Annotated in this window: 16 protein-coding genes and 1 pseudogene; 9 read left to right on the forward strand and 8 right to left on the reverse strand. The window is 44.0% G+C overall.

Annotated elements, in window-relative coordinates; all coding sequences use genetic code 11:
• Window positions 1-182: 182 nt before the first annotated feature.
• From pflB to VA249_RS09745, 8 genes and pseudogenes are all read left to right on the forward strand, one after another.
• Window positions 183-2,459: a formate C-acetyltransferase gene (gene pflB, locus VA249_RS09710; protein WP_221067838.1), complete on the forward strand. Its 2,277-nt coding sequence runs from the start codon at window positions 183-185 to the stop codon at window positions 2,457-2,459.
• A gap of 152 nt (window positions 2,460-2,611) precedes the next feature.
• Window positions 2,612-3,592, forward strand: coding sequence for a lipid A deacylase LpxR family protein (locus VA249_RS09715; RefSeq protein ID WP_221067839.1), 981 nt, complete (start codon window positions 2,612-2,614; stop codon window positions 3,590-3,592).
• A gap of 144 nt (window positions 3,593-3,736) precedes the next feature.
• Window positions 3,737-4,477, forward strand: coding sequence for a pyruvate formate lyase 1-activating protein (gene pflA / locus VA249_RS09720; protein ID WP_128810535.1), 741 nt, complete (start codon window positions 3,737-3,739; stop codon window positions 4,475-4,477).
• A gap of 90 nt (window positions 4,478-4,567) precedes the next feature.
• Entirely contained in the window at window positions 4,568-5,230 is a 663-nt protein-coding gene (locus VA249_RS09725; protein ID WP_128810534.1) for an energy-coupling factor ABC transporter permease, read from the forward strand.
• Window positions 5,231-5,432: 202 nt separating this feature from the next.
• A complete protein-coding gene (locus tag VA249_RS09730) occupies window positions 5,433-5,933 on the forward strand; it encodes a YfbU family protein (RefSeq protein WP_128810533.1) in 501 nt (166 codons plus the stop codon).
• Window positions 5,934-6,464: 531 nt separating this feature from the next.
• Window positions 6,465-8,399, forward strand: coding sequence for a PrkA family serine protein kinase (locus VA249_RS09735; protein ID WP_128810532.1), 1,935 nt, complete (start codon window positions 6,465-6,467; stop codon window positions 8,397-8,399).
• A gap of 45 nt (window positions 8,400-8,444) precedes the next feature.
• Window positions 8,445-9,715: pseudogene (locus VA249_RS09740) on the forward strand (YeaH/YhbH family protein).
• Window positions 9,716-9,726: 11 nt separating this feature from the next.
• On the forward strand, window positions 9,727-11,283 hold the full coding sequence (locus VA249_RS09745; RefSeq protein ID WP_221067840.1) for a SpoVR family protein: 1,557 nt from the start codon (window positions 9,727-9,729) through the stop codon (window positions 11,281-11,283).
• 244 nt (window positions 11,284-11,527) lie between these two features.
• Here the strand turns inward: VA249_RS09745 and kdsB are convergent, their stop codons facing one another.
• The 5 genes from kdsB to VA249_RS09770 are packed head-to-tail and all read right to left on the reverse strand — an operon-like array spanning window position 11,528 to window position 17,515.
• Window positions 11,528-12,286, reverse strand: a complete 759-nt coding sequence (gene kdsB / locus VA249_RS09750) for a 3-deoxy-manno-octulosonate cytidylyltransferase (protein ID WP_221067841.1) — start codon at window positions 12,284-12,286, stop codon at window positions 11,528-11,530.
• Window positions 12,286-12,465, reverse strand: a complete 180-nt coding sequence (locus tag VA249_RS09755; protein ID WP_128810529.1) for a Trm112 family protein — start codon at window positions 12,463-12,465, stop codon at window positions 12,286-12,288. Before VA249_RS09755 ends, kdsB begins: the two co-directional genes overlap by 1 nt.
• A complete protein-coding gene (gene lpxK, locus VA249_RS09760; protein ID WP_221067842.1) occupies window positions 12,446-13,453 on the reverse strand; it encodes a tetraacyldisaccharide 4'-kinase in 1,008 nt (335 codons plus the stop codon). The genes VA249_RS09755 and lpxK overlap by 20 nt, the downstream gene beginning before the upstream one ends.
• Before the next feature lie 5 nt (window positions 13,454-13,458).
• A complete protein-coding gene (msbA, locus tag VA249_RS09765) occupies window positions 13,459-15,207 on the reverse strand; it encodes a lipid A ABC transporter ATP-binding protein/permease MsbA (RefSeq protein ID WP_128810527.1) in 1,749 nt (582 codons plus the stop codon).
• Window positions 15,208-15,238: 31 nt separating this feature from the next.
• The gene (locus VA249_RS09770) at window positions 15,239-17,515 is read right to left on the reverse strand and encodes a DNA internalization-related competence protein ComEC/Rec2 (RefSeq protein WP_221067843.1); all 2,277 of its coding nucleotides are present in this window, start codon (window positions 17,513-17,515) and stop codon (window positions 15,239-15,241) included.
• Window positions 17,516-17,523: 8 nt separating this feature from the next.
• Between VA249_RS09770 and VA249_RS09775 the strand changes: the two genes are divergently transcribed.
• Window positions 17,524-18,033, forward strand: coding sequence for a DUF2062 domain-containing protein (locus tag VA249_RS09775; protein WP_128810525.1), 510 nt, complete (start codon window positions 17,524-17,526; stop codon window positions 18,031-18,033).
• A gap of 202 nt (window positions 18,034-18,235) precedes the next feature.
• On the opposite strand, the gene lolE is transcribed toward VA249_RS09775, so the two are convergent.
• Genes lolE through lolC form a run of 3 tightly spaced genes read right to left on the reverse strand, consistent with a single transcriptional unit; the run spans window position 18,236 to window position 21,391 of the window.
• A complete protein-coding gene (lolE, locus tag VA249_RS09780) occupies window positions 18,236-19,480 on the reverse strand; it encodes a lipoprotein-releasing ABC transporter permease subunit LolE (RefSeq protein ID WP_221067844.1) in 1,245 nt (414 codons plus the stop codon).
• Between the two features lie 2 nt (window positions 19,481-19,482).
• Window positions 19,483-20,190, reverse strand: coding sequence for a lipoprotein-releasing ABC transporter ATP-binding protein LolD (lolD, locus tag VA249_RS09785; RefSeq protein ID WP_221067845.1), 708 nt, complete (start codon window positions 20,188-20,190; stop codon window positions 19,483-19,485).
• Entirely contained in the window at window positions 20,183-21,391 is a 1,209-nt protein-coding gene (gene lolC / locus VA249_RS09790) for a lipoprotein-releasing ABC transporter permease subunit LolC (RefSeq protein ID WP_221067846.1), read from the reverse strand. The genes lolD and lolC overlap by 8 nt, the downstream gene beginning before the upstream one ends.
• Window positions 21,392-21,554: the final 163 nt, after the last annotated feature.

The raw sequence follows: 21,554 nt of genomic DNA on the forward strand, positions 1-21,554 counted from the left end.
TAAGATAGAACCCACATTAATAGCAGTGACAATATTTATAGTTTTATAACCCAAAACTTTTCATTTAAGACTATAAATATTGTTATTCATTAAGAGTGTACTGTTCTCCATGTCAAAGTGGAGATAGCTGGCTCAACGGCGAAGCAGTACGTATTTTTTTCTACTAAAAAGGTAGGTATGTCATGGCAGAGCAATTTGCTAAAGCTTGGGAAGGTTTTGCTGCAGGCGACTGGCAAAACGAAGTAAACGTTCGTGATTTCATTCAGAAGAACTACGCTCCATATGAAGGCGACGAATCTTTCCTAGTTTCTGAAGGTACTGAAGCAACTAACACGCTTTGGGCTAAAGTAATGGAAGGCATCAAAATTGAGAACGCAACTAAAGCGCCTCTTGATTTCGATACTGACGTTATTTCTACCATCACTGCTCACGATGCAGGCTACATCGAAAAAGATCTAGAGACTATCGTTGGTCTACAAACTGAGAAACCTCTTAAACGTGCAATCATCCCTAACGGTGGTGTACGTATGGTTGAAGGTTCTTGTAAAGCATACGGTGAAACTCTTGACCCTATGATTTCAAAAATCTACTCAGAGTACCGTAAAACGCACAACGCTGGCGTATTCGATATCTACACTCCAGATATCCTAGCTTGTCGTAAGTCTGGTGTTCTGACTGGTCTTCCAGATGCTTACGGCCGTGGTCGTATCATCGGTGACTACCGTCGTGTTGCACTATACGGTATCGACTTCCTAATGAAGGACAAGCTAGCTCAATTCAAATCTCTTCAAGAGCGTTTTGAGAACGGCGAAGACCTAACTGCAACTATGCAACTTCGTGAAGAAATTGCAGAGCAACACCGCGCTCTAGGTCAAATCAAGCAAATGGCTGCTAAGTACGGTTACGATATCTCTGAGCCTGCAACAACTGCTCAAGAAGCTATCCAATGGACTTACTTTGGCTACCTAGCTGCTGTTAAATCACAAAACGGTGCTGCAATGTCTCTAGGTCGTACTTCGACTTTCCTAGACATCTTCATCGAGCGTGATATCGCTGCTGGCAAAATCACTGAAGTTCAAGCTCAAGAAATGATCGACCACTTCGTAATGAAGCTACGTATGGTTCGTTTCCTACGTACTCCTGAATACGATGAGTTGTTCTCTGGTGACCCAATCTGGGCTACTGAGTCAATGGGTGGTATGGGTATCGACGGTCGTACACTAGTTACACGTACTAACTTCCGTTTCCTAAACTCTCTATACACAATGGGTCCTTCTCCAGAGCCAAACATCACTGTACTTTGGTCTGAGCAGCTACCTGACGGCTTCAAACGTTTCTGTGCTAAAGTATCTATCGATACTTCTTCTATCCAGTACGAAAACGACGATCTAATGCGTCCTGACCTACAATCTGACGACTACGCAATCGCATGTTGTGTATCTCCAATGGTTGTTGGTAAGCAAATGCAGTTCTTCGGTGCTCGTGCTAACCTTGCTAAAACTATGCTTTACGCAATCAACGGCGGCGTTGATGAGAAGCTAAAAATGCAAGTTGGTCCTAAAGAAGCGCCAATGACTGATGAAGTTCTTGATTACGCTAAAGTAATGGATCGTCTAGATCACTTCATGGATTGGCTAGCTAAGCAATACGTAAGTGCACTAAACTGCATCCACTACATGCACGACAAATACAGCTACGAAGCGTCTCTAATGGCTCTTCATGACCGTGACGTTCGCCGTACAATGGCATGTGGTATCGCAGGTCTATCTGTTGCAGCTGACTCACTATCTGCAATCAAATACGCAACTGTTAAACCAGTTCGTGACGAAGATGGTATTGCAATCGACTTCGAAATCGAAGGCGACTACCCTAAATTCGGTAACAACGATGCACGCGTTGATGACATCGCATGTGAACTTGTTTCTACGTTTATGGGCAAAATCCGTAAACTTAAGATGTACCGTGATGCAATCCCAACTCAGTCTATCCTTACTATCACTTCAAACGTTGTGTACGGTAAGAAAACTGGTAACACTCCAGACGGTCGTCGTGCTGGCGCTCCTTTCGCTCCTGGTGCAAACCCAATGCACGGTCGTGACGAGAAAGGTGCTGTAGCATCACTAACATCTGTAGGTAAACTACCGTTTGCTGACGCTCAAGATGGTATCTCTTACACTTTCTCTATCGTACCAAACGCGCTAGGTAAAGAAGAAGAGAGCCAACGTGCTAACCTTGCAGGCCTAATGGATGGTTACTTCCACCACGAAGCTGGCATCGAAGGTGGTCAACACCTAAACGTGAACGTTCTTAACCGCTCTACTCTAGAAGACGCAGTTAAGCACCCTGAGAAATACCCTCAGCTAACAATCCGCGTTTCTGGTTACGCTGTACGCTTTAACTCTCTAACTGCAGAGCAACAAGCTGACGTAATCGCACGTACATTCACTGAGTCACTATAAGACCCATTGAATTAGCACAATAAGTGATACAACAAAGGCTGGTGCCATAACGCACCAGCCTTTTTTTGTACCTTGAACTAAAGTTGTGACATGACATCTGATTTTGTTTTTGATCTTCCGTATGATGCGGAAAAAGCTAACAAATGACCGATATGAAATTCAGTAAACTTTTCGCCCTTGCCTTACTCTCGCCTGTTGCGATTGCCTCTACAAAATCAACCATTTCATTTACTTTAGATAACGACGGTATATTCGGCGTCGACCAAGATTATACCAATGGTATTTTCCTTTCGTATGCGACCGAGCAACTACGCCGTGATGCTGAATGGCGTTGGTTAAGCCTAAATGAAAGCAGTAACCAAACCAACGTAGACAAAATTGAGTTGGTGCTTGGTCACAAAATGTGGACACCAAGCGATATTGAAGCCGACTACCCTTTGGTCAACGACCGCCCTTACGCTGGCTACTTACACACTGAGATCAATTACCTGACTCTCACTGCCGACCGTGCGGTACGATACAACTTCACCATTGGTGCTACCGGTGAAAGCTCACTGTCTGATAAGGCGCAAGATATTGTTCACGGCATCACTGGCTCGACCGATCCACAAGGTTGGGAATATCAAATCGATGATGAAATTGCCTTTAGTGTCGGTTACCGCGCATTCAATAAGCTAATGCGCAGTGAAGCTTCAACTCAGCAATGGGAGATCACCAATGTCACGGATATCAACGCTGGTAACTTCCGCAGTGACATTTCTCAAGGTGTGATGTTCCGTTGGGGTACGAACCTCGCCAATAGCATTGGGGCCGCAAACATTAGTGTTGAAAGCCCTTTTCATGCCAGCATGATCGCAAAAAGTACATCCAGTTGGTTTCTATTCACTGGCTTTGAGGGACGCTACCGCTTCAATGACATCACGATTGAAGGCGATCGCTCTGGTATCCCTGAGCCCTCAGAACCTTATGACGTGACCTTGCAAAACTGGCAAGCCAGTGCGGTCGCGGGGGCGACTTGGCACAATCAAAATTATGGTGCAAGCTTAACATTCACCGTTAAGACACCAGACTATAAAGAAGCGCAAACGGATGTGTATGGCACGGGTTCGCTGTCTTTATTCGCATTCTTTTAAATAAACGCCATTCTGCGGCGAGTGAGCTTTCATTCGCCGCTTTCTTTGCTCACTATCTCGGCAACGAAAACCCTCCAAGACTGTTTTAACCCTGCGATTTGTAATAAAATAGCAAGCATAATTTATTACAAATGAGAGCAAAAGATGTCAACAACTGGTCGTATTCACTCGTTTGAGTCATGTGGTACCGTAGACGGACCTGGTATCCGTTTTATCGTCTTCTTGCAAGGTTGCTTAATGCGTTGTAAGTACTGTCATAACCGTGACACTTGGGACACGCATGATGGTAAAGAAGTCACTGTAGAAGAGATCATTGCAGAGGCAAAAACTTACCGCCACTTTATGAATGCATCCGGCGGCGGCATCACATGTTCAGGTGGTGAAGCAATGCTTCAACCTGAGTTTGTTCGTGATTTCTTCCGAGCAGCACAAGCAGAGGGTATCCATACCTGTCTTGATACCAATGGCTACATTCGCAAACATACTGATGTTATCGACGAAGTTCTAGACGCAACCGATCTTGTGATGTTGGATCTTAAACACATGAAAGATGAGATTCACCAAGACTTTATCGGTGTGTCTAACCGTCGTGTATTAGACTTTGCTCGCTATCTGCATAAAATCGGTCAAAAGACTTGGATTCGTTATGTTGTGGTTCCTGGTTACACTGATGAACCAGAGGCGGCCCATATGCTTGGCGAGTTCATCAAAGATATGGACAATATCGAAAAAGTTGAGTTACTGCCTTATCACAAGCTAGGTGCTCATAAATGGGAAGCTCTTGGCTTGGAATACCCTCTAGAGGGTGTGAATCCGCCGCCAAAAGAGACAATGGATGAGATCCAAGCTATCCTTTCTCAGTACCACTCAAATGTGAAATACTAAGTATTCAGATATAAAGAATCTTCTAAAAATACCAGCGTTTTGCTGGTATTTTTGTATTTAACTTAGGGGAAAGACTTAAGGCGTTCAAACATGGATTGGTTTAATTTAGCGTCCGCTATTATCATTTTTCTGGTAGTGATTACTTACTGCTTACCTGACTGGCGCAACACCGTTTGGCCAAAGCTACTCCAGGAAAAATCATTTCAACACCTCGTTTGTGCAACGTTGTTTATCCTTAGTATTCTCTGGTCAGCGCAAGCGGGCGTGAAAGATGGCTTACAGATCCATTTCCTTGCCGTTACCACACTCACCATGATGTACGGTTGGCGTATGGCCTTTTTGCTCTGTATCCCTGCTATGTTGATCCATCACGTCATTCACAACATTTCACTGCTCGCACTTCCTAGTGCACTCATGTTATCGGCTTTGCTGCCCATTCTGATCAGTTATTTAGTCTTTGTTGTTAGCTATCAGTTTCTGCCAAGAAATATTTTCGTTTTCATTTTTATTGCCGGCTTCTTTAACGGCGCTCTGACTGGCAGCCTCCATTTATTGCTTAACGCGATATATCATTTGTATAGCGGTCATTATGATTGGCAAACCATTCTCGACAACTACTTTGTGTTTGCACCATTGCTTGCCTTCCCTGAGGGGCTACTCAATGGCATGTCGCTTGCTGTCCTCTCTGTTTTCAAGCCCGAGTGGTTACGCGTTTTCTCCGATCGTGACTACATTTACAATCATCATAAATAACCTCAAGGTATTGACTTAATCTCTTTCACTCGGCGCGATAAGGAAACCGAAGCTTGAACAAACGAATGATGATTCAACTGGCTAAATCGACGAATTCTTGCCATTTTTCATATTAAATATGTGTTGAGATCATGTTTCAACCTAGTCCAAAACGTTAACCTAAGCACATTAAAAATGTATTAGATTATTTAGTGAGGTCATCATGGAAATGTCAAACGCTCAACGTTTGATTCTATCAAACCAATACAACTTAATGTCTCAACTTGATCCAAGTAATTCTGCAAAATACAAACGCTTACAAACCATTGTTGAACGTGGTTATGAGTTGCAGATGCGAGAGCTAAACAAAGATTTTGGTTGCATTACTGAAGCAGAATGTCGTGAAATCATTGATATTTTGGAAATGTATCACGCGATGCAAGAATCAAACAAAATGTTAGAAGAAGATGAACGCCAAAACGTAGACCAGCGTCGCCTTCAATTCTTAGGTTTTGATATCGCGACAGAGGCACAGCAAGTCCACTATGTGCGCTTCTTAGTCGATTCAGAAGGGCTTTACCCTCAATTTGACAAAGCTGACCACCATTTCAATAGCCAAATGCCAATGCTTGAGAAGTACCGTCGAATGCTAAGAACATGGCGTAACTGCCCTCGCCAATACCACTTATGTGCAAATGAACTTGCACAAATTTTTAGCGCTTAAACGGTATTTTTAGCGAATAAATGGGATTAACCCATTGCTCGATTAAAAAAGAGGACCTCGGTTCTCTTTTTTGTTTATGCGCTTGCTTGCAACCCTCTCTAACATCTCCTCTCCTAACACTCGTTTAGCACTTAGGTTGCCATTCTTTAAGGGCCTTAAGATTTCATCGTCTGAAAATTAAAGCGTATTCTCTCTCTTTTATATGAACTTCATTTAGTACTTGGCCTCATTTAGTTAAATAGTGATTCAATTGTCAATTCTGCAATAAATTCATAATTGTTAAGCAAAATTGAAAATCCCCGACTAGGCTTAAAAGGAGAAAGGGAGTGATTGAAAGGTCCCTATTCACCGACTTTTGTCATAGAAAGAAAACGCCTATAAAGCAACACCTTTGGTGAAGTCCGACTCAAAATTGAGCGAACCAAACAAGATTACTGGGCGTACAACTTTACTTAGAGATAGACAATTAAAGTGATAGGTAAACCTGCTTCAACGTTCGTCGGTAGACTGACTATTAAAGGGGAAAGCGACATGAGTATTTTCGACCACTATCAATCCAGATATGAAGCTGCAAAAGATGAAGAGATGTCGTTACAGGAATTTTTATCCCTGTGTAAGGACGACAAGAGCGCTTATGCAAACGCAGCAGAGCGACTGCTTATGGCCATTGGTGAGCCAGAGGTTATTGATACGGCTCAGGACCCTCGATTAAGTCGCATCTTCTCGAATCGAGTTATATCGCGTTATCCAACATTCAAAGATTTTTTTGGTATGGAAGACGCTATAGAACAGATTGTTTCTTATCTAAAACATGCAGCTCAAGGCCTCGAAGAGCGCAAACAGATCCTCTACTTGCTCGGCCCTGTTGGTGGTGGTAAATCATCACTCGCCGAGAAACTAAAGGCATTAATGGAAAAAATGCCCGTTTATATCCTAAGCGCTAACGGCGAGCGCAGTCCTGTTAACGATCACCCGTTCTGTCTATTCAATGCGACAGAAGACGGCGAAATTCTCAAAAAAGACTATGGCATTGAGCAGCGCTACTTACGTTCGATTATGTCTCCATGGGCGGCAAAACGTTTGCATGAATTTGGTGGGGATATAACAAAATTCAAAGTTCTTAAAGTTCGCCCTTCTATTTTGGACCAGGTTGCCATTGCGAAGACTGAACCAGGTGATGAGAATAACCAAGACATTTCATCCTTGGTCGGTAAAGTTGATATTCGCCAACTTGAGCACTTTTCACAAGATGACCCCGATGCTTACAGCTATTCAGGTGCACTTTGTAAAGCGAATCAAGGTGTGATGGAATTCGTGGAAATGTTTAAGGCACCGATTAAAGTGCTGCACCCTCTATTAACCGCAACTCAAGAGGGTAACTTTAACGGTACGGAAGGGCTTTCTGCCATTCCATTTGACGGTATGATCCTCGCCCACTCAAACGAGTCCGAGTGGCAGACATTCCGAAACAACAAAAATAACGAAGCATTTCTTGACCGTGTTTACATTGTTAAAGTGCCTTACTGTTTACGTGTTTCGGAAGAAGTGAAAATCTACCAAAAACTGCTTGAGAACAGTGAACTTTCCGCGGCCCCTTGCTCGCCAAGCACGCTGGAAACATTGGCGCAATTTAGTATTCTATCTCGATTAAAAGAGCCGGAAAATTCGTCTATTTTCTCCAAAATGCGTGTCTACGATGGTGAAACGCTTAAGGACACCGATCCAAAAGCTAAGAGCTACCAAGAATACCGCGACTATGCAGGTGTGGATGAGGGCATGAATGGTCTATCGACACGTTTTGCGTTCAAAATTCTTTCGCGTGTGTTTAATTTTGATCAAACTGAAGTCGCCGCCAACCCTGTACACCTGTTCTACGTGATCGAACAACAAGTTGAACGTGAGCAGTTCCCGTCAGAAATGGCAGAAAAGTACCTTGAATTCTTGAAAGGTTATTTGGTGCCGCGCTATGTCGAGTTCATCGGTAAAGAGATACAAACGGCCTATCTCGAGTCCTATTCTGAATACGGCCAAAATATATTCGACCGCTACGTAAGTTATGCGGACTTCTGGATTCAAGACCAAGAGTACCGCGACCCAGAAACGGGTCAGTTGTTCGACCGAGCTTCACTCAACTCAGAGCTAGAGAAAATTGAGAAAACCGCTGGTATTTCAAACCCTAAAGATTTCCGAAATGAAATCGTTAATTTCGTGCTTAGAGCAAAAGCGAACAACAACGGCTTAAACCCTGTTTGGACCAGTTACGAAAAACTACGCACGGTCATCGAGAAGAAAATGTTCTCCAACACTGAAGAGCTTCTTCCGGTTATTTCATTCAACGCGAAAACATCTTCTGAAGATCAGAAGAAGCACGACGATTTTGTCGCGCGCATGATGGAAAAAGGCTACACCGAGAAACAGGTTCGCCTACTTTCTGAATGGTATCTACGAGTACGTAAGTCTTCCTAACCAGTATGAGTTAGGTCGTTTGTGAAACATGAAGAGGGCTATTTCATGGCGCAATTTATAGACCGAAGGCTCAATGGCAAAAATAAGAGCGCTGTTAATCGACAGCGCTTCTTGAAACGCCATAAAGAGCAGATCAAAGAGTCGGTAGCAGACGCAGTGAATCGACGCTCGATCACCAATACGGAAACGGGCGAAGACGTATCTATACCGCACAAAGACATTAACGAACCTATGTTTCATCAGGGTAAAGGGGGCGTGCGCGAACGAGTACACCCTGGTAACGACCAATTTATTACTGGTGATAAAATCGAACGCCCTAAAGGCGGAGGACAAGGCGGCGGCGCTGGAGAAGGGAATGCCAGTCCAGATGGCGAGGGCAAGATGAGTTTGTATTTCAAATATCAAAAGATGAGTATCTCGATATCTTATTTGAAGATCTTGAACTACCAAACTTAGAAAAGAACCAAGTTGCCAAGATCACCGAGTGGAAAACACACCGTGCGGGTTTCCAAACCGCCGGGATTCCATCAAACATCGCGATTGTTCGTTCATTGCAGCAATCGCTCGCAAGAAGAACCGCGATGACCGCGGGTAAAAAACGCCTTTTAAATGAGCTCGAACTTGAATTACAAAGAATCGAGCAAACTGAACCCGTTCAAAAACTGGAAGAGAACCGATTAAAAAAAGAGATCGAGGAACTTCGCAAGAAAATCGAGGGCGTACCTTTTATTGACACGTTCGACTTACGATTTAAAAACTATGAAAAACGCCCTGTACCATCGAGTCAGGCAGTCATGTTCTGCTTGATGGATGTATCAGGCTCGATGGACCAAGCAACCAAAGACATCGCGAAACGTTTTTATGTCTTGTTATACCTATTTTTAACTCGCACTTATGAAAACGTAGAAGTTGTTTATATTCGCCATCATACCCAAGCTAAAGAAGTCGATGAACATGAGTTTTTCTACTCACAAGAAACGGGCGGTACCATTGTTTCAAGTGCGTTGAAACTGATGGATGAAATCGTAAAAGATCGCTACCCCGTCGGTCAGTGGAACATATATGCAGCACAGGCTTCAGATGGTGATAACTGGGCCGATGATTCTCCACGATGCCGCGATCTGTTAGTGAATAGGTTACTACCTAACTGTCAGTATTATTCGTACATCGAAATCACACGACGTTCGCACCAAACCTTATGGCACGAATATGAAAAGCTAACTCAAGCCTTTCCGAACTTTGCCATGAAAAACATCCGCTCTGTGGAAGATATCTTCCCGGTATTCCGTGAACTATTCCAAAAAGAAACGGCGTAAGGAGGCTAGCGATGAATACAGCGACAAATAATCTCACAGGGGGCGCATCGCAGCGACGCAAGTCTATGTTACCTGATGGACCAGACTGGACGTTTCAGCTACTCGAACGCTATCACAAAGAAATAAAACGGGTCGCGGAGCACTACCGTCTTGATACCTATCCAAATCAAATTGAAGTCATCACCTCAGAGCAAATGATGGATGCGTACTCAAGCATAGGAATGCCCATTAATTATAACCATTGGTCGTTTGGTAAAAAATTCATTCAAACTGAGCAAAACTACAAACATGGCCAAATGGGTTTGGCGTATGAAATCGTTATCAACTCCAATCCTTGTATCGCTTATTTAATGGAAGAGAACACCATCACAATGCAGGCACTCGTCATTGCCCATGCTTGTTATGGTCACAATTCGTTTTTTAAAGGCAATTACTTATTCCAAACATGGACAGATGCCAGCTCCATCATCGACTATTTGCTCTTCGCCAAAAAATACATCGCTGAGTGCGAAGAGCGTTACGGCGCCCATGAGGTCGAACAATTACTCGACTCTTGTCATGCTTTAATGAATTTCGGCGTAGACCGCTACAAACGTCCGGAAAAAATTTCGATCAATGAAGAGAAAGCTCGCCAAGAAGAACGGGAAGCCTACTTGCAATCACAAGTGAATGACTTATGGCGAACCGTACCTCAAGCGAAAACCAAAGAGGAAGATATTAAAGAGCGCTTCCCATCGGAGCCACAAGAGAACCTACTCTATTTTATTGAAAAACACGCCCCACTTCTTGAACCTTGGCAACGTGAGGTCGTCAGAATTGTCAGAAAGATAAGCCAATATTTCTACCCTCAAAAACAAACTCAGGTAATGAACGAGGGTTGGGCCACGTTCTGGCACTATACGATTCTCAACCACCTCTATGATGAGGGCAGTGTATCTGAGAAATTCATTTTAGAATTTTTACACAGTCACACGAGTGTTGTTGCACAACCGCCATATAACAGCCCTTACTTTAGTGGTATTAATCCTTATGCACTTGGCTTTGCGATGTTCCGTGATATCAAACGCATCTGTGAGGAACCGACAGATGAAGATAAAGAATGGTTCCCAGAGTTAGCGGGAACTGATTGGTTAGATGCGGTGCATTTCGCGATGCACAACTTTAAAGATGAAAGCTTTATCAGCCAATATTTATCACCTAAGTTGATGCGAGATTTTAAACTGTTTGCCATTGATGACGATGACCGTAAAAACTTTATTGAAGTGTCGGCGATCCACGATGAGATGGGCTATAAACACATACGGGAAGCGTTAGCTGCGCAATATAATCTGGCGAACCTTGAACCGAACATTCAAGTATTTAATGTCGATGTCCGAGGTGATCGCTCGCTCACGCTTCAATACGTACCTCACAACCGTATTCCTCTCGATAACAGCTACGAAGAAGTTTTAAAACATGTCTACCGTTTGTGGGGATTTGATGTCATTTTAGAAGAGGTGAAAGATACCGGACACAGAGAGATTTTATCAACCTGTCCAAAACGCAATCAATATGACACACATATTTAGCCATCAATGACGTGTCGTTTTCGTCCTATCTCAGGTATTTATCTGTCTTAGGTATTTATCTGTCTCAGATACTAATCTTTAGTAGAAAACAATCTATCTCTGAAAGCAATCTATCTCTGAAAACAACCTACCTCAAAAAATAATAAGGCTCCTAAACTAGGAGCCTTATTATAATTGACACTGCGTAATGAAGTGTACGAAATACGTTGTGAGTTACGCGAAACGTAAAAGAGTCTTAATGCGCTTATTGCTTTCGTTGTGCAACAATTGCTCTCACAGCATCGAGATCTTCCTGAGTATCCACCCCTGCAGCTGGCGCTTCGCTCGCTACCGCTACATGGATTTTTTCACCATACCAAAGCACTCGAAGTTGCTCCAAGCTCTCGATTTGTTCAAGAACACTTGGCTGCCAATTCACATAGGTATTAATGAATCCTGCGCGGTAAGCATATATACCAATGTGACGCATCAGTGGGTTCACAATCGTTTTATCTTGCTTAGCAAAGTTATCCCGATCCCAGGGAATCGTTGCTCGGCTAAAGTACATTGCATAACCACGCTCGTCAGCGACGACTTTCACCGCGTTAGGATTGAAAATTTCCTCTTCTGATTCAATTTCAACCGCAAGCGTCGCCATCGGTGCATCACAACCGGCTAGGTTATCAGCCACTTGTCGGATAATTGAGGGTGGTATTAGAGGCTCATCGCCTTGAACATTCACGATAATGTGATCCGCAGGAATGGCCATCTTTTCTACGACTTCAGCTAAGCGCTCAGTGCCCGATTCATGGTTCGGAGATGTCATGCACACTTTACCGCCAAACTGTTTTGCGGCCTCGGAAACACGTTCATCGTCAGTAGCGATAATGACATCTTCCGCCCCCGCTTGAATCGCTTGCTCGTAAACCCATTGAATCATCGGCTTACCACCAATGTCCGCTAATGGTTTACCCGGTAAACGGCTCGATGCATAACGCGCGGGAATGACAACCGTAAAAGACATTAGCGTCCCTCATCCATGCTCATGGTTCTTGCTTCAGGCTCAATCAGAACAGGGATCCCCTCTTTGATTGGGTAAGCAAGGCGATCCAGTTTGCAGATCAACTCTTGATTATCTTTATCGTACGTCAACTTACCTTTGCACACAGGGCAAGCTACAATCTCAAGCAGACGGTGATCCATAAGTCGCTTTAACCTCTTTTATTCGATTTAAAATTCGCTCTGCATCGTTTGATTGAAACTGAGCAGAAACAGGGAGATACCACCAATTATCTTGCGCATAACGATCGCATTTGACGGCATCTTTTTCTGTCATAATCACATTGGCCCCTTGTTGAGCCAATGATTCTAATTCTTGTTGGTCAAAGTCTTGATGATCGGCAAAGCCTTTCGTCACTTTGACATCCGCATTCATCGCAGTAAGCGTATTAAAAAATCGAGGTGGATGCCCGATCCCAGCAAACGCGACGAGTTCGTTCAGCTCGTTCACATCAACTTGCTGCTTTGTCTTTAGATTAATCGCCTTTGACGGCGAAAGAGACATTGGCATTTCGCCTGATTGTGCATGACCACCATTGGTAATAATAAAGTCGACCTCTTTGAGACGCTCCATGCTTTCACGAAGCGGTCCCAGTGGAATCAAACTTTCATTCCCAAAACGGCGATTTCCATCAACAATGACAAATTCAATATCACGTTCTAGCGCGTAATGCTGCAGACCATCATCAGTGATAATGATATCAACACCCATTGGGAGCAATGCTTGCACAGCATTAGCACGAACAGGATCCACGGCAACGGGCGCCGCCGTTCGACGATGAATAAGCTTAGGCTCATCACCACAATGTTTTGCTAATGTATTGGCATCAAGCACCAAAGGATATTGTGGCGCTTTCGCTCCATAACCACGAGATACAACGCCTGGTTTATAACCAAGTTGCTGTAGTTGTTCTACCAACCATACCACCACAGGCGTCTTACCATTGCCACCCGCCGTAATATTACCGACCACGACAACAGGTACAGGCGCTTTATAAACTTGCTTTTTACCTGATTGATATTGACGACGCTTAGATTTGCTAATTGCGCCAAATAACAAACTCAGTGGCCACAACAGTGGCCAAAGCAAATATTTAAGCGGATGGTTTTCAAACCAAATTTTTTCAACCACAGCGACTACGCACCAAATTGAATGCGATGAAGCTGAGCATAAGCGCCATCTTTAGCAATCAAATCAGCGTGACTGCCACGTTCGACAATTGCACCTTCATCCACAACTAAGATTTCATCTGCATTTTCAATGGTCGACAGGCGGTGAGCAATCACAAGCACAGTCTTATCTTTTTGCAGTTCATCCAAAGCAGATTGAATGGCACGCTCAGATTCCGTATCCAAGGCAGACGTCGCCTCGTCCAGAATCAAAACAGGTGCATCACGCAACAATGCTCGTGCTATCGCCACACGCTGACGTTGACCGCCAGACAAGCTCGCTCCGTTTTCACCGATCATGGCATCTAAGCCACCATCCATCTTGCGAATAAATTCCATTGCATGAGCTAGGGTCGCCGCTCTTTCAATATCTTCCCGCGTGTATTTGTCTTCTGTTGCGTACGCGATGTTATTTGCAATAGTGTCATTAAACAAATGAACGTTCTGCGAAACTAACGCAAATTGCTCACGTAAATTCTTCAACTCGTAATCGCGAATGTCATGGCCGTCAAGCGTAATAGAACCGGCGTTGACATCGTAGAAGCGGTTGAATAAGTTCGCTATCGTACTCTTACCAGAACCAGAACGTCCAACCAAAGCAACCGTTTTGCCTCGTGGGATATCAAAACTGATATTTTCAAGTGCTGGTTTTTCCGCACCTAGATAAGTAAACGTCACGTCCTTAACCGATACATCACCTTTCGCACGTTCAACGGTAAATTTACCCTCATTTTTCTCTGGTTCAAGATCCACAAGGGCAAATAAAGTTTGGCTCGCCGCCATACCACGTTGGAACTGGGAGGTCACGTTAGTCAGAGCTTTAAGTGGGCGCATCAAACCAAACATCGCAGAAAAGACGACGGTAAACGTACCTGGCGTCAACTGATCTTTAATCGAGTCGATACTTGCTAAATAAAGGACAACCACAATGGCAATTGAAGCAATCATTTGAATGATTGGGTTAGCAGCCGCTTGAGCCGTCACTAGCTTCATGCTTTGTTGACGCATCTGGTTACTGACTTTCTCGAAACGTTTACCTTCGATGTCTTGGCCGCCGTAACTCAATACGACTTTGTGACCTTTCAACATTTGCTCTGCCGATGCCGTCACATTGCCCATCATGGTCTGCATGTTTCTAGAGATTTTTCTAAAACGCTTAGAAACAACACCAATTCCCCAGGCCACAAGCGGCGCAACAGCGAATAGCACTAATGACAGTTGCCAGCTGTTATAAAACATCAGTACGAGTAAACCAATGATGCTTGCACCCTCACGCACAATGCTCACTAAGGCTTGGCTGGTTGCTGCTGATACTTGCTCAGAATCGTAGGTAATGCGCGAAAGCAAATTACCCGTTTTCTCTTTATCAAAATAAGACACGGGCATGTGCATAAAGTGATTAAACACCATTCGGCGTACTTGCATGACCACATTGCCGGATACCCAACTCAAACAGTAAGTCGAGACGAAGCCACTCACCCCTCGAACAAACATCATGCCAAACACAATCAAAGGAAGAGTGCGCAAGAAATCAGATTCTGCATTACCAAAACCTTCATCAAGCAATGGCTTTAGTAACGAAATCATATAAGTATCGGAGATAGCATTAATCACTAATGCAATGACAGCGACGATCAGGCCGGATTTATACAGGCGAATAAATTGCCAAAGACGCTTAAACGTCTGCCAGGTCGTTTCATCAGTATTTATTGACATAGAAGTGCTTTATTTTCTTACATTAAGACTCTTATTCTACTCCCTTACGCAGCATCTGCCTATACCAGGGCTCAAATGACTCTCGACGTTTAGTATCAAAATACCAATTATCTTGATTAATAAACACGCTGATTTGTCCATCATGTCCTGTATCCAGCCATTCAACGCCTGCGAACTGATATGCCGCTTTTACACTTTCTGCTGGCATACCCCACTGATTGTTTTTTGCTAGTGACGCAATCGCCAATGTCGGATTCACAGCATGGATAAATTTGGGATTAGATGAGCTTTTACTGCCATGATGAGGGACGAGCATCACATCACTGTTGATCTTCTCAGCCTGCCGAGTTAACAACCACTCACTTATCGCTTCAATATCTCCAGTGAGTAGGACTCGAAAATGGGTTTGAGGATCCGTGATACGCAGAACGCACGAATGAGGGTTGTATGCGCGATTGACAAGCTTAGGTGGCCACACCACTTCTACCATTAAGCCCTGCCAAGTCCAATTATTATTCGCTACACAAGGCTGATAATTTAGCAATTTTTGGCTACTCAATTTCCTGCTCGGTTCAAACTGGGACTCAAGATAAAGCCGGCCACCAGCATGGTCGGCATCAGTGTGGCTTAAAACTAAAGTGTCGATTGAGTTATAGCCTCGGCGATGCAATACAGGCCGAATCACCTGTTCAGCAATACTGCCACCGGCCCACGCTTTACCTGTGTCATACAACATAATGTGGCTGTCTTTTTCTATGAGTACTGCTAACCCATGCCCAACATCGAGTACGTCTAATCGCCACCCTTGCCTCTCTTTTGAAAATGGCAACGTAAGCATGACCACTACACCACTTAATAGCATCCACGCAGGCCGGTCAAAAAAGCGCCTCAATATAAAAAGTACACAAACAAGTAACACTAACGATGATTGCTCAACGCTAAGCGGTTGCCAACTGCCTTGTGCAAACTCCAACGCCCACGTCATAGGCCAAAGCAGCCAATCCAATAATTGCCATAGCACCCCGGGAAACCAATATGTGATTGATGAGGTCATAAGTGATGATGACACAGCAAGAGCGAGGAACATCACTGGAACAACCACAAAACCAAACCAAGGGATAAAAACAAGATTGTAGAAAATAGAGGCTAGACTTGTTCCTACAAAAAAGTAGCCGCTAATAGGCATGATCAAAAGTGTCAGCAAAAACTGAACTTTAAGTAACGCTAGAAGCGGTTGTTTTCTACCCTTGCTGCCCTGCTGCATCTCATTCACCGCGAGCAAAACAGCGGCAACAGAAAGGTATGAAAGCCAAAAGCTCATACTAAAAAAAGCAAATGGACTCATACTCAATTGAATAGCGACAGCGAGCAATAAAACACGCCAAGCACTCCAATGAACAAGGAAATACTTGAGCATCACGTATATCGCACACACAGAAAAAGCACGCGTTGTTGGTAACGAGAAATCAGCTAGCCATGCATAAGAGAAAGCCGCTATCAAACCTATAACCGCAGGTAAATACAACAAATTTGATGCCATATAACGAGCACATACACCGATGGATGCGCCAAAAGCGTACGCCATCCCAATATGCAAACCGGATATAGAGATCAAATGGAGCAAACCACTGTCACGTAACTGCTGCCAATGCTGGTGAGTCAACCTAGTACGATCACTGAATGCCAAGGCACTTATCAGCGGAAAATGATGCAGATGCCTAATCTCGCGATTAACTGATTGAATAATACTTTGCCGAACAGAAGTATGAGTCCGAATAATCCATCGCGCTTGTGAAGAAACCACCGCTCTAGCAAGAACACCATTTCCCAACGATTGTTGTTCTATATCGAATCCAGCTTCGTTCCTTAACCCCGTGATGGCCTTCATCGACACTTGTGTCGTAAAGTGACTGTTAACAGATAACGGAAATGGCGTTATCAACCTGATCTTAGGTTTAGCAAAAGGTAATAAACTCTTTGAATCAGCATGACTAACAGAGACAATTCCTTCATATCCGTGACTTATTTGCGTAAAAGGGCTGTCAACTGTGCCAATTATGGTAAGATCCTCACCTGCTTGAAAAAGGGCTTGTTTATGATGCTCCATGATATTGCCATGGACGACGACAACCATAGCGCCCAAAATTGCTCCTATGCAGATTACGCCCTGACGCCATTTTATGATTGAACCGATAGTAATCATTCCCAATAGCGTCCATCGCCAATCTGGCATTGTCGGCCACCATGCTGACGATATAACGGTTACTACAAATAACACCAAGGTCCAACTTTTATCTGAGAGAGTCATGTCGTCCTATGCCTAGAAAGCTGATAAAACGCTTCATGCCAGATCATGAAATGATCAAACGCCAAAAAGCACTGAAAGTCTTCGGCAACGTGTTATACAACCCTAATTTGTGGTGTTTAAATCGTCGCTCTGCGTCTGGGGCGTTTGCCGTGGGCTTGTTTATGGCCTTTGTTCCACTTCCTAGCCAAATGATCATGGCGGCAGGTCTTGCTATCTTATTAGGAGTTAACTTACCCCTGTCTGTTGCCCTAGTGTGGATCAGTAATCCCATCACCATGCCCGTGCTGTTTTATTTTGCTTATAAACTCGGCGCATTAGTCATGCATGTTCCACCACAACCTTTTCATTTTGAACTGTCATGGGAATTTATCATGCAGCAAATGAACACCATTGGGCCTCCATTCCTATTGGGTTGTGCTATTTGTGGCGTCGTATCTGCAATGCTTGGCTATTTTGGTATTCGTGGACTGTGGCGCTATTCTGTGGTGCGAAGCTGGCAAAAACGCAAAATACGATAATACCTTGTGGGACAAAAAGCAGTTCACAAGGCATTGAATGGAAAAGAGTTAACGTTAGTTGTGATAGGTAATGTAACTCAAGTATGAAAAGCGCTGAGCTATCGCAGACATCGCCAAGCAAAAGATAAAAGCAAAAAGGACCGACTTTCGGTCCTTTTTTGTTGCTTATGAGTTGGAACTCTAAAGAGATGATATTTCTCGTTTACTTAGAACTCAAAACGGAAGCTGGATTCAACTTTGCTGCACGAGATGCCGGATACCACGTCGCCAGCAAACTCAACACAATTGCAGTAATAGATACAAGTGCCACATCAGGCCAATGCAACTGAGAGGGCAAAAAATTAACAAAGTAAATATCGCCCGACAAAAACTGATGACCAATCAGGCTTTCTACTCCTTTGATTATTGGGGTCAAATTCAGAGCCACCAGCACCCCAGCAACACTGCCTGCAATACTGCCGAAGACACCAGAAAAAACACCTTGCCAAACGAAGATACGTTTAATAAGGCTGTCTTTTGCTCCCATTGTGCGCAAAATAGCAATTTCTGCAGCTCGGTCTTTTACGGCCATCATAAGCGTTGAAACAATATTAAAACACGCGACGCCAATCACCAGAACCATAACTAAATACATGATGGTGCGGACCAATTGAATGTCCCGATACAAAAAACCAAATTGTTGCTGCCAACTCTTTAAGTAAACATAAACATCAATCTTATTCCCGACTTCACGGACAATCGATGGTGCGTCAAGAACGTCATTGGTTTTCAAAGAAATACCTGTAATACCGTCGCCTAGACGAGCGTATTGTTGAGCATCTTGTAACGGAACCAATGCTAGAGAATGATCAATTTGCCCATTAAGTGTCAAGAAACCTGAAACTTTTACCCGAACACGTTTTGGCGCCTGAACTTTATTTGAAACCCCCGTTTGCGGGATCATCAAGGTAATATAATCACCAACGCTTACGTTTAATTCATTCGCAACGCCACGCCCTAAAATGACTTGCTGTTGTCCCGGGTAGAAGCTCTGCCACGCTTTTGAATCGATAAACTCTGACATACTGGAGACCGCTTGTTCAAAAGCAGGATCCACACCGCGCACTTCAATTGCTTTTAACTTACTGCCTTTTTCAGCCAAACCTGTAAATCGAACATAAGGCGCAGCAGCGATAACATTCTTGTGGCTGACTGCTTGGTTCATGGTTTTGCTGTAATTATGCAAAGGACCATTGACCCCCTCTAACTCAGCATGTGGAATTACCGACAACACGCGGGATTGCAGTTCACGTTCAAAACCGTTCATGGCAGAAAGACCAATGATAATCACGGCCACACCAACAGCGATACCAATTGTTGACGAAAGAGAGATGAACGACACCATTTTATTACGCTTTTTGGCGCGACTGAATCGACCACCGATCATCAATGCTAAAGATGAAAACAAAATTAGCCCTCCGCGATCGTTGGTTCAGTAGTAAAACGATCGACCAGCAAACCGTCTTGCATGTGCATCTGACGATCCATTTTTGCTGCTAGTGCATTGTCATGCGTCACCACTAAGAACGCGATATTCGACTCTTGGTTTAACTCACGCATCAAATCATAGATAGCTAGAGCCGTTTTATGATCAAGGTTGCCCGTAGGCTCATCCGCTAATACCAGATCAGGCTTGTTCACTAAAGCTCGTGCAATCGCAACACGTTGTCGTTCACCACCAGAAAGCTCAGATGGACGATGCTCCATACGATGGCCTAATCCCACTTTCACAAGTAATGCTTTTGCCGCGGCTTTGGCTTCTGACACTTTCATCCCACCAATCAACAGTGGCATTGCGACGTTTTCAATGGCAGTAAAGTCAGCTAACAAATGATGAAACTGGTAAACAAAACCAAGGTGCTTATTACGAAGTGCCGCTTGTTTATTTGAGCTCAACGCCGATAAGTTCTGACCAAGAAAATCCACCTCCCCTTGAGTCGCATCATCTAACGCGCCAAGAATATGAAGTAACGTACTCTTACCAGAACCCGATGAACCGACAATAGAAACCAGTTCACCTTTATCGATATCAAAACTGACGCCTTTCAACACTTCCGTATCTAACGAGCCCTCTCGATAGACTTTACGAATATCACGACATTCTAATAGCTTATTCATAGCGAAGTGCCTCAGCAGGTTTAACAGAAGATGCTCGATAAGACGGGTAAACAGTGGCAGCTAGACTCAGAGCAATCGCCAGCACTACCACTAATAAAATTTGGAATGAGTCGATCACGATGGGTAAATGACCACCAAAGCTAAACAAAGCGACGCCGGCCGCTTCCAGAATCGCGTTTAGGTTGAGCGACAAAGCAACACCGACAGCACCACCGACAATCGCACCAATCACACCACTGCTTGCGCCTTGCACCATGAAAATGGCCATCACTTGAGATTGCTTCATCCCTTGGGTTTTAAGGATCGCGACTTCAGATTGCTTCTCCATCACCACCATGATCAACGCAGAAATGATGTTAAACGCAGCGACACCGACAATTAAACCGAGCATCAATCCCATCATGTTCTTCTCCATTTTAACCGCTTGAAAAAGTTCACCACGTTGTGCACGCCAGTCACTCCACTCCCAACCATTTGGCATTGGTGCATCAGCAAAGTCTGTCACCATAAACGGATCCGAGAAGAAAACACGCCAACCTGAAATCGTATCTTTCGGTAAGCGCATCAGTCTCGCTGCATCAGTCATATTGACGATCATCAGTTGGCCATCAACATCCGAACCCGTATTAAAAATACCCGCAACCGTAAAATTACGTTGGCTAGGGATACGTCCAAATGGCGTAAATTGAGTGGCATTGGTCACCATCAAACGAACTTTATCACCCATCGACACTTTTAGAGAACGCGCCAAGCTGTGGCCAAGAAAAACTCTATACTCACCAGCTTGCAGCGAAGATAAGCGACCCGCTATGAGATGATTTGAAATCGGGTCACCTTGTTTTGGCTCAATACCGATCAGGTAACCTGCCGTCAGTTGTGCTGAACTTTGAATAACGGCTTCACCACGCACAATAGGCTCCGGCTTCGCCATTACCGACATGTCTTGTATAAACTGAGGAGCGGTCTCGGAAAGTGGTGTTTTACCATCATGTTGGGAAATAACAGCATGAGGTAACACACCCAAAATGCGATCTTTTAACTGTGCTTCGAAGCCGTTCATTACAGAAAGCACCGTCACCAACGCCATCACACCAATAGTGATGCCCGCTGTCGACATATAAGATACAAACCGACTGAATCTATCTCCGGAGCGTCCCCGAAGATATCTCAAGCCAATGAATAAAGAGATAGGATGATACATATAGAACAAACCAACTTGGTTATCTAATTATGAAGCTACAACTTAGCTAATTAATAAGCATTATCTTACCTTACTCTTTACATGAAGAAGACAAGATAATCGCTAAATTTGTCAACGACATGCAATAAGTCCGCATTTACCGTAAAAAGTTCAGCAAGAAAAA

Origin of the sequence: Vibrio alfacsensis, from assembly GCF_019670485.1 — a bacterium.
Taxonomy (GTDB): Bacteria; Pseudomonadota; Gammaproteobacteria; order Enterobacterales; family Vibrionaceae; genus Vibrio; species Vibrio alfacsensis.